Annotated in this window: 15 protein-coding genes; 8 read left to right on the top strand and 7 right to left on the bottom strand. The window is 68.2% G+C overall.

Translation table 11 applies throughout. The annotated features are described in order from the left end of the window. Positions 1–19: 19 nt before the first annotated feature. The 3 genes from ACFO0G_RS16265 to ACFO0G_RS16275 all read right to left on the bottom strand — a co-directional run bounded on the left by ACFO0G_RS16265 (position 20) and on the right by ACFO0G_RS16275 (position 2,432). Positions 20–1,051, bottom strand: a complete 1,032-nt coding sequence (locus ACFO0G_RS16265; RefSeq protein ID WP_376978891.1) for a DUF6707 family protein — start codon at positions 1,049–1,051, stop codon at positions 20–22. An 88-nt stretch (positions 1,052–1,139) separates the two neighbouring features. Further along, complete coding sequence (locus tag ACFO0G_RS16270; protein WP_286401639.1) at positions 1,140–1,679, bottom strand: NUDIX hydrolase family protein; 540 nt, start codon at positions 1,677–1,679, stop codon at positions 1,140–1,142. A gap of 9 nt (positions 1,680–1,688) precedes the next feature. After that, the gene (locus ACFO0G_RS16275) at positions 1,689–2,432 is read right to left on the bottom strand and encodes a VOC family protein (protein ID WP_376978962.1); all 744 of its coding nucleotides are present in this window, start codon (positions 2,430–2,432) and stop codon (positions 1,689–1,691) included. Between the two features lie 108 nt (positions 2,433–2,540). Between ACFO0G_RS16275 and ACFO0G_RS16280 the strand changes: the two genes are divergently transcribed. Beyond that, positions 2,541–3,143, top strand: coding sequence for a YdeI/OmpD-associated family protein (locus ACFO0G_RS16280; protein WP_286401641.1), 603 nt, complete (start codon positions 2,541–2,543; stop codon positions 3,141–3,143). Here the strand turns inward: ACFO0G_RS16280 and ACFO0G_RS16285 are convergent. Next, the gene (locus ACFO0G_RS16285) at positions 3,140–4,420 is read right to left on the bottom strand and encodes a glycoside hydrolase family 76 protein (protein ID WP_376978894.1); all 1,281 of its coding nucleotides are present in this window, start codon (positions 4,418–4,420) and stop codon (positions 3,140–3,142) included. The two genes, ACFO0G_RS16280 and ACFO0G_RS16285, sit on opposite strands and share 4 nt — an antisense overlap. Positions 4,421–4,564: 144 nt before the next feature. Between ACFO0G_RS16285 and ACFO0G_RS16290 the strand changes: the two genes are divergently transcribed. Both ACFO0G_RS16290 and ACFO0G_RS16295 read left to right on the top strand, forming a co-directional pair. Continuing rightward, entirely contained in the window at positions 4,565–5,359 is a 795-nt protein-coding gene (locus ACFO0G_RS16290) for a 3-hydroxyacyl-CoA dehydrogenase (protein WP_286401645.1), read from the top strand. Further along, positions 5,356–6,561, top strand: coding sequence for an acyl-CoA dehydrogenase family protein (locus ACFO0G_RS16295; RefSeq protein ID WP_376978896.1), 1,206 nt, complete (start codon positions 5,356–5,358; stop codon positions 6,559–6,561). The genes ACFO0G_RS16290 and ACFO0G_RS16295 overlap by 4 nt, the downstream gene beginning before the upstream one ends. 12 nt (positions 6,562–6,573) lie before the next feature. On the opposite strand, the gene ACFO0G_RS16300 is transcribed toward ACFO0G_RS16295, so the two are convergent. After that, entirely contained in the window at positions 6,574–7,446 is an 873-nt protein-coding gene (locus ACFO0G_RS16300; RefSeq protein WP_376978898.1) for a DUF1684 domain-containing protein, read from the bottom strand. Positions 7,447–7,549: 103 nt separating this feature from the next. Between ACFO0G_RS16300 and ACFO0G_RS16305 the strand changes: the two genes are divergently transcribed. The 4 genes from ACFO0G_RS16305 to ACFO0G_RS16320 all read left to right on the top strand — a co-directional run bounded on the left by ACFO0G_RS16305 (position 7,550) and on the right by ACFO0G_RS16320 (position 12,104). Then, a complete protein-coding gene (locus tag ACFO0G_RS16305) occupies positions 7,550–8,236 on the top strand; it encodes an NADPH-dependent F420 reductase (protein WP_376978900.1) in 687 nt (228 codons plus the stop codon). A gap of 8 nt (positions 8,237–8,244) precedes the next feature. Further along, complete coding sequence (locus ACFO0G_RS16310) at positions 8,245–8,817, top strand: hypothetical protein (protein WP_376978902.1); 573 nt, start codon at positions 8,245–8,247, stop codon at positions 8,815–8,817. A gap of 79 nt (positions 8,818–8,896) precedes the next feature. Continuing rightward, entirely contained in the window at positions 8,897–11,704 is a 2,808-nt protein-coding gene (ppc, locus tag ACFO0G_RS16315) for a phosphoenolpyruvate carboxylase (RefSeq protein ID WP_376978904.1), read from the top strand. Positions 11,705–11,798: 94 nt separating this feature from the next. After that, entirely contained in the window at positions 11,799–12,104 is a 306-nt protein-coding gene (locus ACFO0G_RS16320) for a hypothetical protein (RefSeq protein WP_286401657.1), read from the top strand. Here the strand turns inward: ACFO0G_RS16320 and ACFO0G_RS16325 are convergent. Continuing rightward, positions 12,101–12,760, bottom strand: a complete 660-nt coding sequence (locus tag ACFO0G_RS16325; protein WP_286401658.1) for a DedA family protein — start codon at positions 12,758–12,760, stop codon at positions 12,101–12,103. The two genes, ACFO0G_RS16320 and ACFO0G_RS16325, sit on opposite strands and share 4 nt — an antisense overlap. On the opposite strand from ACFO0G_RS16325, the gene ACFO0G_RS16330 reads away from it, so the two are divergent. Then, entirely contained in the window at positions 12,759–13,283 is a 525-nt protein-coding gene (locus ACFO0G_RS16330; protein ID WP_286401660.1) for an O-acetyl-ADP-ribose deacetylase, read from the top strand. The genes ACFO0G_RS16325 and ACFO0G_RS16330 overlap by 2 nt on opposite strands. A gap of 15 nt (positions 13,284–13,298) precedes the next feature. On the opposite strand, the gene ACFO0G_RS16335 is transcribed toward ACFO0G_RS16330, so the two are convergent. Further along, positions 13,299–14,282, bottom strand: a complete 984-nt coding sequence (locus tag ACFO0G_RS16335; protein WP_376978964.1) for an RluA family pseudouridine synthase — start codon at positions 14,280–14,282, stop codon at positions 13,299–13,301. Between the last annotated feature and the right edge of the window lie 80 nt (positions 14,283–14,362).

Below are 14,362 nucleotides of genomic sequence, written 5' to 3' on the forward strand. Positions count from 1 at the left end.
CGGGCAGATGCCGCGGGGCTCAGGAGCGGACGGCCTCCAGCTCGTTGCTGATGCGCCGTTCCAGCTCCGACATCCCGATGGTTTCAGAGCCGCCGTGCGCCCGCAGGAAGAGCAGGGACTCCAGCCGCAGCAGCCGCCACTCGCGCTCGGCGTCGTGATTGGAGTTGTCGATGGAGCGGAAGATCTCTTTGTCGTACAGGTTGGGCTCGTTGAGCGAGCGCTGCCGCACCTTGGCGGCCATGCGCGCCTTGAACGGGTCCGTTTCCTGGTTCTCCGGCGTGCGGATCAGCTTCTCATAGACCTCGGCGCGTTTGTCCTGGCCGTCCTGCCGGCAGATGTAGCTGGCCAGCGCCAGGGACGCCTCCACCGAGGTCCATCGACCCGGGTTTCCGTCATAGGGCAGCACGGTCAGGAGGTCCGCCACGGACAGTGCACCGTCTGCGTCCTTCAGCGTGATGAACAGCTCGTGCGCCAGGTCGCTGAGGTCCTTCAGGCAGCTTCCGGACTTGAAGTTGACGCCCTTGGACAGCCGGTCGGCCAGGAGCAGGACGCCCTCCGCGTCAGGGTGCGCCTCAGCGGCGGCTTCCACCACCGACTCAGGGGTGCCGGCAGGAGCCGGGATGAGCGCCAGTTCCTCTTCGCTGGGCCCCGTCACCGCGGGCGGCACCGGCGGAAGGGGAGGGACGACGACGGCGGGGGCCACGTTGATGGGACCGGTCCCGGCGCCGGGCTGCTCCTGCCGTCCGTCGTTGGGTGCGGCGGTTTCCGCCGGCGGTGTGGGCTCCGGAAGGTTTGCCGGCAGCGGAAGCTGGGTGACGTCGTCGTGCGCTCCATCCACCACCGTGACCGTGGTGCCGATGGCCACCCGCAGCGTGCCGCCGCCCGAAAGGCTTGCCAGCACCAGTGCCGGTGAGCCGAAGTCGTCGTGCTCGAGCTCCACCTGGTCGATTTCGGCAGTGCGGCGGCCGTCGGGAAGGAGGATGTGGCTGCCGGTGGTCAGAGATCCAGCCTGCTGCTCACTGTGGTGCCTGGCGGCTGGTGATTCGGTCATGGGAGTCCTTAAGTTCTCTTGCGGTCCGCCCTACAGTCTACAAAGGCGGGCACTCAAAACCGGGGACCCCCACGTCCCGGCGGGGTGGTTAGAAGCCCACGCCAGCGAACGCCAGGGCCTGCCGGATGAGGCCGCCACGGCCGCCGGAAAACTCCAGCTGGACGCCCGGGCTGAGGACTTCCTCGGGGGTCATCCAGGTCAGTTCCAGGGCGTCCTGGCGGGGCTCGCACTCGCCCGTCACCGGGATGACGTAGGCCAGGGACACGGCGTGTTGCCGCTCGTCCGTGAACCCCGTCTGTGAGGGCGCGGGGAAGTATTCGGCCACCGTGAACGGCACGGGGCTCAGCGGCAGCTGCGGGAACGCCAGCGGGCCCAGGTCCTTTTCCATGTGCCGCAGCAGGGCGGCGCGGATGGTTTCGCGGTAGATGACCCGGCCGGAGACCAGGGAGCGCACCATGGTTCCGTCCGAGTCCGCCTGGAGCAGCGTGCCCACCTCGTTGACGTACCCCAGCGGATCCAGCCTGACCGGTACGGCCTCCACGTACACCATGGGCAGCCGCCCGCGCGCCTCAAAGAGGTCTTCTTCGGAGAGCCAGCCGGGATTCGGGTCAGGTGTGCGCACGTTCATGCTTAAGTTCTACCCCATGGGGCGGCGCTGGGAGATCCAGACGGTGGCTGGCGCGTTGGGGCTGCCGGCGTCCGGATTGGCCACGTGGAGGGTGCTTCCAAACGCCTCCTCGGTGAGGCTGGCGGCAAAACCGGCGGCGGTGAGCCGGTCCCGCAACGGTTCCAGGCCGCCGTCGTACTCAAAGCCCAAACCCGAGCGGGAGGCGCCCGTTGCCGGCCGCACCAGGAGGACACCGCCGTTCTTGGCCGTGAAGTCGGCGGTCTCGTCATTGTCCGGGACCGGGCGGGGACGCGCGCCTACGTGCAGCAGGGTGCGGACGGCTCCCTCGGGGTCCGCTGTGTACCAGACCGCGACGACGGCCAGGGCGGGGTCGGCGTCAGCGCACTGGGCGGCATGGGATGCCTTGTCGGCCATGAAACTGAAGCCGTCCGGGGCGCTGATCCGGCAGGTTTCGCCGTGGGCCGCCGTAACCAGCTCAGCCGGCTGCGCTCCTCCTCCCTGTGTCCCATCCTCCTGCGCGGAGAGGTTGGTGCGGCGCGCGAATTCGGCCACGTCGCCCACCTCCACCCCGAATACGGTGTGGCCGTCCTGCCCGGACCCGGCCTCCGCTCCGTGGAGCGCCAGCCGTCCGGACGCTGAATCGAAGACGTGCCAGCCGCCGTCGTCCTCTGTCTGCACCATGCCCAGTGCGGTGAGGAACTGCTTCCAGGAGTCGGTGCGGGAGGTGAAGTGGACGGGGCGGACTCGAAGCATGGCGTTGTCCTTGAGGAGGTGGGCGACGGTCTGTAGGGCCATGATGCCACCTGGAGGCGCGGTGCACACGGGGCTTGTGGCCTGTGCTTCCGGGGGCAGAATTAGGCCATGGCCAATGACCTTGAGGAACTGCTGGTGCCTGATGCCGCTGCCTGGCGTGCCTGGCTGGAAGCGAATCACGGGACCAGCCCGGGCGTGTGGCTGGTCCTGCACAAGAAGGGCGGGACGGTCACCGGGCTCGACTATCCCGCTGCACTGGATGAGGCCCTGTGTTTTGGCTGGATCGATGGGCAGGGGCGGCGCCGGGATGCCGAGAGCGTGTTCCAGCGGATGACGCCGCGGCGTCCCCGCAGCATTTGGTCCGCCCGGAACGTGGGGCATATCGCCAGGCTGGAAGCGGCAGGAAAGATGACCGACGCCGGCAGGGCGGCGGTGGAAGCCGCCAAGGCCGACGGCCGCTGGGACGCGGCCTACGGCGGGCAGGCCGATGTTGAGGTTCCGGCGGACCTGGCAGCCGCCATCGCGGAAAACCCGGCCGCCCAGGCAATGTTCGATGTCCTCACCAAGACCAACCTGTTCTCCCTGGTGTACCGGACCAATTCCGCGAAGCAGGCCGCCACCCGCGAGCGCAGGATCGCCGGTTTCGTTGACATGCTGGCGCGCGGCGAGACGCCCTATCCGCAGAAGAAGCGCCCGCCAGGGTTGGATTAGGGAAGACCCGCTGCGGTTACGGCCGCGGCGGCCTCCAGCGTCATCCATGCCTGCAGCTGGGTGGCGAGCTCGACGGCGGCGCCCGGCGGATATGTCGCGGCCGCCGGTTGCGCAGCGTGAATAGAGAAGATACTCCTGCCCCGCAACCGCCCACCGGCTTCGTTGGGGCCTACCGGGCGGCGGCCGGACCAGAACGCCTCGGCCGTGTCCGTCACCAGCCGGGCCGCGGTTGCGCGGGTGGCCTGGGGAAGCCGGGTATCCGCTGCCGCAAGCGCCAGGTAACGGCAGAGGATCCCGGTGAACAGGCCGCCGTCGCCGGTTCCTTCGCAGCGGAGCACCGAACCGCCGGCGGAAGCGCCCTCCGCGCCGCCTGCCGCCACCGTCAGCAGCCGCTGCACCGCGTCCACCAGGACGGCTGCCCGGGCCAGATTCGCTTCGCCGCCCAGTTCCAGGAGCGCGCCCAGCACCGGGCCCTGGTTGTAGGTGTACACGGCCCGTTCCACCACCTCGCCGGCAGGGGTGAGGCGGACGCCGTCCAGGTACAGTCCCTGCCCGGCGTCGAACAGGGTAGCGTCCAGCCAGTCCAGCAGCGCCTGTGCCTTGGCATGTTGGCCGGTGCGGGCATAGAACAGCGCCACCGGCGCCGTGGCGGGGGTATTCTTGAAGTCCCGCTTCTTGCTCCAGAACGTTCCGCCGCCCAGGTCGTCGGTGCAGGCGGCGTCGAACTGCAGCGCCAGCGACGCACGGACTTTGGCGTTGCGGCGGCGGCCGGGGCGCCGTGTCTCCCCGGCCAGCCGGTCCAGCCGCAGGGTTGCCAGGGCAAGCCAGGCCATGTCGTCGTAGTAGCTGTTCACGAAGGTCAGCGCGTTGCGGAGCCTGATGCCCGTCACCAACCGCGAGGCCAGGTGGCCCGCGCTGGGCCGGTCCGGGCCGTCGAACCGGGCCGCGGGGGTTGCTCCGCTGCCAAGTTCGCGCCGGCCGGCGTCCACCAGGCAGTCCACGTAATGCGCCTGCCACCAGTAGTGCCACGGGAGGGCCAGGGCGGCGGCCGGCCGGGCCCGCCGGAGCAACGCGAGCCACCGGCTGCCCGGATGCGCGGCCTGGTCCTGTTGTTCCTGCTGGGCCCGCAGTCCCGGGTGCCTGCCCTGCCACAGCACCGCGCCCAGATGCGTGCGGGGGAGGAACAGCAGTCTGTGCCCGAACAAGGCGGTGACAGACCGGGCCGCGTGGTTTGCCCTGTCCGGCCAGGCGGTCATGGAAGTGCTGCTGGACGTCATGCCGTCCACCCTAACCGTGCCTGCGGAGCCGCCGGGGCAACGTGGCATGCGCTCAGGGTGCGGGAGATCACAATTTCAGTTAACATTCATTAACTGTTGCTCGAGGCCGCGCCGCGGCATGGGGACACGCATCAAGGAGGATGTATGGACATCAAAGGCAGCGTCGCGCTGGTGACAGGCGGCGCGTCCGGGCTGGGAGCGGCCACCGCGCGCAGATTGTTCGACGGCGGCGCGTCAGTCGTGCTCGTCGACCTGCCGTCCTCAAGCGGCCAGGCAGTGGCGGACGAACTCAACGGCCGCGCCCAAGCCGGCCAGTCCGCCGTCTTCGCCCCCGCAGACGTGACCAGCGAGGCCGACGTGCGGGCCGCCGTCGGGACCGCCGCGGAGTTGGGGCCGCTCCGGATCGTAGTGAACTGCGCCGGGATCGCCACCCCCGGCAAGGTCCTGGGGCGCGACGGCGTCCTGCCCCTGGACACGTTCAGCCGCGTCATCCAGGTGAACCTGGTGGGCACGTTCAACGTCCTGCGGCTGGCCGCCGAAGCCATGGTGGCCACGGAGCCCACCGCCACCGAGTTGGGCGGCCCCGAACGCGGGGTCATCATCAATACTGCCTCCGTGGCGGCCTTCGACGGCCAGATCGGCCAGCCCGCCTACTCCGCGTCCAAGGGTGCGGTGGCTGCGATGACCCTGCCCATCGCCCGGGAGCTGGCGCGCTCGCTGGTCCGGGTGGTCACCATTGCCCCGGGCATCTTCGAGACGCCCATGATGGCCGGCCTGCCGCAGGAAGCCCAGGACTCCCTCGGCGCGCAGGTCCCGCACCCCTCCCGGCTGGGCAAGCCCGCGGAATACGCCAACCTGGTGGCGCACATCGTGGACAACGCCATGCTGAACGGCGAAACCATCCGCCTGGACGGCGCCATCAGGATGGGGCCGAAATGAGCACGCCGGACCTGTCCCAGTTGCCTGCGGCGGACTTCTTCGCCGTCGAAGCGATGCTGGACGGGGCTGAACGGAACAAGCTGGCTGAGCTGCGGGACTTCCTGGCGGCCGAGGTTGCACCCTACGCGGGGGACTGGTGGAACAAGGCCGAGTTTCCGGCGCACATCCTGCCCAAGCTGGCCGCCCTGGAACTGAGCACGCCCGTGCACCGCGGCTACAGCCACCTCTTCGCCGGGCTGGTCATCGCGGAGATAACCAGGGTGGACACGTCCCTGGCCACCTTCTTCCTGGTCCACCACGACCTCTTTGTTGAATCCCTGCACACCTTCGGCACCGACGACCAGAAGGAACGGCTTCTCGCTGACGCCTCGGAACTGCGCACCACCGGTGCCTTCGCGCTCACCGAACCGATGCACGGGTCCGATGTGGCGGGCGGCATGGAGACGCGTGCCAGACGGGTTTCGTCGGCAACAGGAGAAGTGGACGACGGCGGCGACGCCTGGGTGCTCAACGGCGCCAAGCGCTGGATCGGCAACGGGACGTTCTGCGACTACATGCTGGTGTGGGCCCGGGACGAGGCGGACGGATCGGTCCGGGGGTTCATTGTCGACGCCGCTTTGCCGGGCGTCAGCCGGAGCAGGATCGAGAACAAGATCGCCCTGCGCACGGTGCAGAACGCGAACATTGAGTTCCGGGACGTCCTGGTGCCGGAAGCGGACCGCTTTGCCGGGATCAACAGCTTCGAGGACACCAAGGAACTGCTCCGCAGTTCCCGGATCATGGTGGCCTGGCAGGCGGTGGGCCAGCAGTTGGCGGCGTTCGACGTCGCCCGGCAGTACGCGGTTGAACGCCACCAGTTCGGCCGCCCGCTGGCCCATTTCCAGCTGATCCAGCAGCAGCTGGTGACCATGCTGGGCAACGCCGTGGCCAGCATGTCCATGATGGCCGGGATCGCCAGGCTACAGGACCGGGACGCCGCCGACATGCCCCAGGTGGCCCTGGCCAAGTCCTACCTCAGCGCCAGGATGCGCGAAACCGTGGCCCTGGGCCGTTCCATCCTGGGCGGAAACGGCATCGTCACCGACTACCGGATGGCCAAGATCTTCGCCGACGCCGAAGCCATCTACACCTACGAGGGCTCGTTTGAGGTCAACACACTGATCGTGGGGCGGGCCATCACCGGGATTTCCGCCATTTCCTGAGCTTCCCGGATGCTAGGCCGGATACGGCTGCTTCTCGCCTGCCTCAACCCGCACATCCAGGCTGTTGTTCTTCACCGGCATGGGGCAGGTGCCGTACGGGGTGAAGGCGCTGGGGTAGTTGATCGCGCGGTTGAAATCCAGGACCACGGAGCCATCCGGCCGCGGCCTGGGCACCGCGAGCTTTCGCCAGTCGTCCGTCGTGTCCCCATTCGTCTCGTCGCGGAAGGTGACGGTCAGGGCGCCGAGTTTCTCCTCCTCGGCCTGAAGCCGGAACTCGTGGCTGCTGCCAGGCAGGCGGAAGACCACCTCGCCCACACTCCGGTGCACGCCGTCCACCAATGGGTTCGCAGTGCCGATCGGAACGTCCACCGGCTCGGGGTACGGCTCAAACCGGCCCGTCACTTCCCAGTCCGGGTTGTAGGGGTAGGTGGGGACGCCGTCGAAGTCCGTGAAGACCGGTGAGGCCGCGTCCCGGGTGCGGATGGCGTACCGGCCTCCGCGCATGGCCAGTTCCACCACCACCTGGTCCCCGTCCGGGCCGCCGTACCGCACCCACATCAGCGATTCCTCGTCCGCCAGGACGGCGGACACGGTACCGTCCACCTTCCCGCCCGTCTCCACCAGCGTGAGCCCGTCCGACGGGACCGCGGTGAGGAACGCCGTCGTACCCTTTGCGTCAGTGGACCACAGGCCCGGGGCGAGGTCGACGGCGGCGGGGGAGTCCCCGAGCCACTGGAAGGAAGTGAGGGTGAGCCAGCCATGCGGTGAGGCGAGGGCCTTGTCCCGGTTGGTACGGAAACGCTGCCAGCGCTCTACCCGCGCGGCCGGCGGGGCGGCAGTTGGTGCAGTGGCAGTTGACGTTTGGGCGGCTGGGGTGGTGGCCATGGTTCCTTCCGTTGCGGATGCCCCCGCTATAACCGCGTACACGGCGTGTTCATTCCGCCCTAAGTCCTCTTGTTCCCGCTGGTGCGGAGAGTAGCGTTCTGCCATGAAGATCGCAGTTCTTGGCACGGGCACTGTAGGACGCACGCTGGCAGCAGCATTCAGCAGGTTGGGCCACGAGGTGGTCCTGGGAACACGGGACCCCGCCGAAACCGCGGGCCGGACCAGCCCGGATCCCATGGGCGGCCCGCCCTTCAAGGAATGGCATGCAGGGCACGGCCACATCCGGCTGGACACCTTCGCGGCCGCGGCGGGTGACTGTGAGCTGGTGGTCAATGCCACCAACGGCGCCGCTTCCCTTGCGGCCCTGGGGGCGGCCGGTGCCGCGCGGCTGGCCGGAAAAGTCCTGATGGACGTCTCCAATCCGCTCGACTTCTCGCAGGGCATGCCGCCGGTGCTGAACCCTGTCAATACCGAAAGCCTGGGTGAGCGGATCCAGCGGGCCTTCCCGGAGACGCGGGTGGTGAAGACGCTCAACACCATGAATGCCGGGCTGATGGTGGACCCGCGCCGGCTGGCGGACGCAGACCATTCGGTGTTCGTTTCCGGCGACGACGCCGAAGCCAAGAAGATCGTCACCGGCCTGCTGGAATCCCTGGGCCACCGGGACGTCATCGACCTCGGCGACATCACCACCGCCCGTGGCGCCGAAATGGTGCTGCCACTCTGGCTGCGGCTGTTCGGCGCGCTGGGCACCCCGGATTTCAACTTCAAAATCGTCCGCCGGGGTTGAATGGGGAGGTGGACATCCTTGCCGGAGTGAATCGGGAGTGGCTGGCGGCGCTCACCTGGATAGCAGCCGCGGCTGCCTGCGCGGGCGTGCTGGTGTGGCGGCGAAGGCGGGCGGACCTCGCCGCGCTCGCCGCCGTCGTCGTCTTCATGGCAGCAAACGTCGGCGCCGGCATCTATGTCCTCAACCACCTGGCGGACGGGCGCTGGGGCGGGGATGCGCAGGCCAAGCTCGCCGCGCCATCGTTGTCCGGGACTCCCGTTGTGGGCCAGTTCCTGCAGCCTCTTGAGGGGGCCATGGCCGGAATGGCCGGCGGCGTCAACGACTTCATCGACTTCCAGGCCGCGCTGCCTGTGGCACTGGGCTTCTTCGCGGCTGCAGGCTGGGCCCTTGCCGCTTCGGTGCCGGTGGCACTGGCAGCCGCAGCGGTGCAGGCCAGGCGCGCACGCCTGCGGAAGGCCCAGGCTGCTGCCTGGCAGGACGAGGTGGAAAAACTACGCAACGAGCTCGACGCGGTCAAACACCACCTGGGTATCACGACATCTTTTGAGACGGATTCCACCACCGCGCAGGAGCGGGGGTAGCATCTTTAGCTAGTAACGTGGCTCACAGTATCCAGCGCAGTGTACGAGCCAAGTCCGAACCCCTCGAAAGATTGTTTCAATGGCTCACACTGCAACACCTCCCGAGACCGATCTTGCCTCCGAACTGCGCGCGGACGTCCGGCGCGTCTCCACCCTGCTGGGCGAATCCCTGGTCCGCCAGCACGGCCCGGAACTCCTGGACCTTGTGGAACAGGTCCGGCTCCTGACCAAGGAATCCAAGGAGGCGGCGCGCGGCGGTGCGCACGCCACCGGCCCCTGGAGCGCGCACGACGTCGTTGCCCAGGTCCGTGAACTCCTCGGCTCCCTGCCCATTGAGCAGGCAACCGACCTGGTCCGTGCCTTCGCGTTCTACTTCCACCTGGCCAACGCCGCCGAGCAGGTCCACCGCGTCCGGGGACTGCGGACCCGCGCCGAAAAGGACGGCTGGCTGGCCAAGACCGTGGCGGACATCGCCGCCAAGGCCGGACCCGACGTCCTGCAGGAAGTGGTTAACGGCCTGGACGTGCGGCCCATTTTCACCGCCCACCCCACCGAGGCCTCCCGCCGCTCGGTCCTGGACAAAATCCGCAAGCTCTCCGACGTCCTGTCCCAGTCCACCGCCGAAGGATCCACGGCCCGGCGCCGGCAGGACCGGCAGCTGGCCGAGATCATCGACCAGATGTGGCAGACCGACGAACTGCGCCAGGTCCGCCCCACTCCAGTCGACGAAGCCCGTAACGCCATTTACTACCTGGGCGGCATCCTCACCGACGCCATGCCCGAAATGCTGTCCGAACTCTCCGAGCTCCTCGGCGAGCACGGCGTCACCCTTGCCTCCAAGGACGCCCCCATCCGGTTCGGCTCCTGGATCGGCGGTGACCGCGACGGCAACCCGAACGTTACCGCGGCCGTTACCCGCGAGATCCTGCAGATCCAGAACCAGAGCGCCATCCGGATCAGCATCGGCATGATCGACGAACTGATCTCCATCCTCTCCAACTCCACAGCACTGGCAGGCGCGGACGAATCGCTGCTCACGTCCATCGACGAGGATCTGAGGAAGCTTCCCGGCCTGGACAAGCGCGTCCTGGAGCTGAACGCCCAGGAGCCCTACCGGCTCAAGCTCACCTGCATCAAGGCCAAGCTCATCAACACCGGCAAGCGTGTCGCCGTGAACTCCAACCATGAGCACGGCCGCGATTACAGTGGCACCGAAGAGCTCCTGGCGGACCTGCACCTGCTGGAACTGTCGCTCCGCAACCACTCCGCAGCCCTCGCTGCGGATGGCTCCCTGGCCCGGGTCCGCCGCGCCATCGCGTCCTTCGGCCTGCACCTGGCCACCCTGGACATCCGCGAGCACGCGGACCACCACCACGACGCCGTGGGGCAACTGATGGACCGGATCGGCGGTCCGGGGCTGCGCTACGCCGAACTCAGCCGGGAAGAACGCTTTGAGGTGCTGGGCTCCGAACTGGCTTCCCGCCGCCCGCTATCCGGCCACCCGATCAAGCTCGACGGCGCTGCCGATGGCACCTACGACGTCTTCCGCGAGATCCGCCGGGCGCTGCGCATGTACGGCCCGGACGTTATCGAGACCTACATCATCTCGATGACTCGCGGCGCCGACGACGTCCTGGCCGCGGCCGTGCTGGCCCGCGAGGCAGGGCTGATCAACCTCTTCGGTGACAAGCCCTACGCCAAGCTCGGCTTCGCGCCGCTGCTGGAGACCGTGGAGGAACTGCGGGCCTCCGCGGAGATCATCGACCAGCTCCTGTCCGACCCCTCCTACCGCGAACTGGTGCGGCTGCGCGGTGACATCCAGGAAGTCATGCTGGGCTACTCGGACTCCAACAAGGAATCCGGCGTGATGACCAGCCAGTGGGAGATCCACAAGACCCAGCGCAAGCTGCGCGACGTCGCCGCCAAGCACGGTGTCCGCGTCCGCCTGTTTCACGGCCGCGGCGGTTCTGTGGGCCGCGGCGGCGGGCCCACCTACGATGCCATCCTGGCCCAGCCCAACGGCGTCCTGGAAGGCGAGATCAAGTTCACCGAGCAGGGCGAAGTCATTTCCGACAAGTACTCCCTGCCGGAGTTGGCCCGGGAAAACCTTGAGCTCTCCCTGGCTGCGGTCCTGCAGGGGTCCGCCCTGCACCGCGATCCGCGAACCTCCGAGGACCAGCGGGAACGCTACGGGCACGTCATGGAGGCCATCTCGGACGCCGCCTTTGACCGGTACCGCAAGCTCATCGACCACCCGGACCTGCCCGCCTACTTCATGGCCTCCACCCCCGTGGAACAGCTGGGTTCCCTGAACATCGGGTCCCGCCCGTCGAAGCGCCCCGATTCCGGTGCCGGCCTGGGCGGCCTGCGCGCCATCCCGTGGGTGTTCGGCTGGACCCAGTCGCGGCAGATCGTGCCCGGCTGGTTCGGCGTGGGCTCCGGGCTGAAGGCCGCACGTGAGGCCGGACATTCCGTCCAGCTGATGGAAATGATGGACCACTGGAACTTCTTCCGCTCTGTGCTGTCCAACGTGGAAATGACACTGGCCAAGACGGACATGGACATCGCCGGCTACTACGTGTCCACCCTGGTCCCGGAGGAGCTGCACCACCTGTTCCGGACCATCCGCGAAGAGTACGAGCTGACGGTGGCCGAGGTGCGGAAGCTCACCGGCGAGAACATCCTCCTGGACGCACAGCCGACGCTGAAGCGCTCCCTGGAGATCCGGGACCAGTACCTGGACCCCATCAGCTACCTGCAGGTGGAGCTCCTGCGCCGCGTCCGGACCGAATCCGACATCAGCGGAGCCGAGCTCGACGAGCGCCTCCAGCGGGCCATGCTCATCACCGTCAACGGCGTGGCCGCCGGCCTCCGCAACACCGGCTAATCTCTCCTGTTGCTCTATCACTTATGGTCCCTAACAGGCGATGTTAGGGACCATACGTGATGGAGCATCGGGGCGTTTGGATAGGGTGGAGGGCATGCCTTCCTTCCAGACCCGCCTCAAGATCACCGGGCTCCGGCCGGGCAATGCGCCGGAATCCGTCATGGACGCGGCCGTGGAGGCGTTGGGGACCCGGCACCACGTGGAGGCGCACCAGCTCCAGATCGCCGGAGGCGTGCCGCAGCTGAACCTGCGCTTCCTCGTGGAGGCGAGCGAATACAGCGGCGAGAACCGCCAGGCGGTGGAGTCGGCAGCCATGATGCGCGACGCCGTCGAACGCGTTGCGCTGACGGGTGCACTGAGCGTGCTGCGGCGCAGCCGCGGCAAGTGGCTGCCCGTCTAGCCTGCGTCGGGGATGGGCTCGTCCTCGACCGGGGAACGGGTGCCCCTGCGGCGGGTGACGATGATGCCCACGACGGCGCCGATCACCAGGCCCACCGCCACGCCGATGAGCGAGCTTGCCCAGAACGGCAGCTTGGTGGTTGAGCCGGTGAAGTAGCCAAGCCCCACCAGCCAGCAGGCCCACAGGACTGCCCCCAGCCCTGCGCACAGGCTGAAGCCGCGGACCGAAACGTTTGCCACGCCTGAGGCTGCCGAGGTGGCCAGCCTGCCGCCGGGGATGAAGCGCGCGCCGATGATGGTTCCGTAGGTGGAGGACCGCCCCGCCTTGGCCAGGGCCGCATGGATGCCGGTATGGACGCGCCGGCCCCACTTCCAGCGGTCCAGCACATGGCTGAGGCGTCGCCGGAAGAGATGGAAGACCACCATGTCACCAAGCCAGGACGCCAGGGCGGCGAGCACCAGCACCAGGAACACGTTGGCCCGGCCGTCCGCGGACAGGGCGCCGCCGGTGATCACCACCATTTCGGACGGGATGGGCGGAAAAATGGCGTCACCGATCACCATCGGGATGACCCACAAATAGAAGGTCGCTCCCCAGCTGTCGATGCCGCCGAAGTCCATTGCCACAAGGTACCGCACTTGGGAAACTGGCGGCATGCGGATCTCTGTTCTGCAGGGCGACATTACGCAACGGCGGGTGGACGTGGTGGTGAACGCCGCCAACGCTTCGCTGCTCGGCGGCGGGGGAGTGGACGGGGCGCTGCACCGGGCCGCGGGGCCGGAGCTGCTGGCAGCGTGCCGGGAACTGCGGGAAAGCGCGTTGCCGCACGGCCTCCAGACCGGCGCCGCCGTGGCAACCCCTGCGTTCCGGCTGCCGGCCCGCTGGGTGGTCCACACCGTGGGGCCCAACCGGCACGCGGGCCAGACCAACAGCGCGCTCCTGGTGTCCTGCTTCAGCGAAAGCCTGCGGCTGGCCCATACTTTGGGCGCCCGGGACATGGCCTTTCCCGCGGTGGGAGCCGGAGCCTATGGGTGGAGCGCGGCGGCCGTTGCGCAGGCCGCGGAGGATGCCGTGGCGGGGTTCCAATCCTTGCACCCGGACAGCGGACTGGCGCTGGTGGAGTTCGTGCTGCACACCGCCGGGATCGAGGCCGTGTTCAGGGACGTGCTCGGGGTTTAGGGACGTACCCGAAGCTTAGGGCTGTGCCCGAATTGCTTCGCTGAGCTCCAGGCCGCTGCGGTACTCCACTGGCTTCCCCGAGATAGGGTCTACGAACCGGATGCCACGGGCCAGGAGCTGGAGCGGCCTGGTGTAGTCGTCCGGGGCCTTGTCCAGCAGGTCCGGGTAGAAGGCGTCGTTCACGATCCCCAGTCCCAGCGAAGCCATGTGGACGCGCAGTTGGTGGGTCTTGCCGGTGTGCGGTTCCAACCGGTACCTGGCGAGGCGGTTGGCACCCGAGGTTCCGTTCGCACTGGTTCCCCGGGCACTCATGGCCGTGCCGCCGTCGAACGTTTCCAGCCGTTCAATCCTGGTTTCAGCGTTCGGCTCGCCGTCGATGACTTCCGCCAGCAGGTAGCTGCGGGACTTGGTCATCCGGTTGCGGACCACCACCGGGAATTCGACGGCGGGATACCCCGGCGCGGGCTCGGCTGCGGACACGCACTCGTACTCTTTCTGCACCTGCCGTTTCTCGAACAGCACCTGGTACTTGCCGCGTGTCTGCGGATTGGTGGAAAAGAGCAGGACGCCGGCGGTCATGCGGTCCAGCCGGTGCATGGGGATCAGGTCCGGCAGGTCCAGCTGGTTCCGCAGGCGCACCAGGGCCGATTCCTGGATATAGGTGCCGCCCGGCGTGGTGGGCAGGAAGTGCGGCTTGTCCACCACCAGCAGGTGCTCGTCCTGGTGCAGGATGCTGAGGTCCACGGGCAGGCGCGTCTCCTGCGGCAGGGTGCGGTAGTACCAGATGAAGGTGTGGTCCTCCAGCTTGGTGTGCCGGGTCAGGGGCACGCCGCCCTCGCCGACGATCTCGCCGGCGTCGAACCTGTCCTCGATGCCCTGCGGATCGATGTGGCCCCAGCGGTGCATCATGTAGTCCATCGCGGTGTCCCACGGCCCTTCGTCCGGAAGCCGCAGGCGGGTGGCGTTGACGCCGTCGCGCACGGGGAGGGGGGATCGCATCACCGGTCCATTCTACCGGGGCAGGATCGGCACCCTCCTGGCACTGTCCTCCCGACGACAAAAAAGTTCTTGACAAAAAA

This window comes from Arthrobacter sedimenti (assembly GCF_042652025.1).
GTDB lineage: Bacteria > Actinomycetota > Actinomycetes > Actinomycetales > Micrococcaceae > Arthrobacter > Arthrobacter sedimenti.

Coding starts and splice junctions, on each gene's coding strand:
- ACFO0G_RS16275 (WP_376978962.1), bottom strand. CDS start 2,432: ATGCTTCGAGTCCGCCCCGTCCACTTCACCTCCCGCACCGACTCCTGG.
- ppc (WP_376978904.1), top strand. CDS start 8,897: ATGGCTCACACTGCAACACCTCCCGAGACCGATCTTGCCTCCGAACTG.
- ACFO0G_RS16325 (WP_286401658.1), bottom strand. CDS start 12,760: ATGCCGCCAGTTTCCCAAGTGCGGTACCTTGTGGCAATGGACTTCGGC.
- ACFO0G_RS16335 (WP_376978964.1), bottom strand. CDS start 14,282: ATGCGATCCCCCCTCCCCGTGCGCGACGGCGTCAACGCCACCCGCCTG.
- ACFO0G_RS16330 (WP_286401660.1), top strand. CDS start 12,759: ATGCGGATCTCTGTTCTGCAGGGCGACATTACGCAACGGCGGGTGGAC.
- ACFO0G_RS16305 (WP_376978900.1), top strand. CDS start 7,550: ATGAAGATCGCAGTTCTTGGCACGGGCACTGTAGGACGCACGCTGGCA.
- ACFO0G_RS16285 (WP_376978894.1), bottom strand. CDS start 4,420: ATGACGTCCAGCAGCACTTCCATGACCGCCTGGCCGGACAGGGCAAAC.
- ACFO0G_RS16270 (WP_286401639.1), bottom strand. CDS start 1,679: ATGAACGTGCGCACACCTGACCCGAATCCCGGCTGGCTCTCCGAAGAA.
- ACFO0G_RS16295 (WP_376978896.1), top strand. CDS start 5,356: ATGAGCACGCCGGACCTGTCCCAGTTGCCTGCGGCGGACTTCTTCGCC.
- ACFO0G_RS16320 (WP_286401657.1), top strand. CDS start 11,799: ATGCCTTCCTTCCAGACCCGCCTCAAGATCACCGGGCTCCGGCCGGGC.
- ACFO0G_RS16280 (WP_286401641.1), top strand. CDS start 2,541: ATGGCCAATGACCTTGAGGAACTGCTGGTGCCTGATGCCGCTGCCTGG.
- ACFO0G_RS16290 (WP_286401645.1), top strand. CDS start 4,565: ATGGACATCAAAGGCAGCGTCGCGCTGGTGACAGGCGGCGCGTCCGGG.
- ACFO0G_RS16265 (WP_376978891.1), bottom strand. CDS start 1,051: ATGACCGAATCACCAGCCGCCAGGCACCACAGTGAGCAGCAGGCTGGA.
- ACFO0G_RS16300 (WP_376978898.1), bottom strand. CDS start 7,446: ATGGCCACCACCCCAGCCGCCCAAACGTCAACTGCCACTGCACCAACT.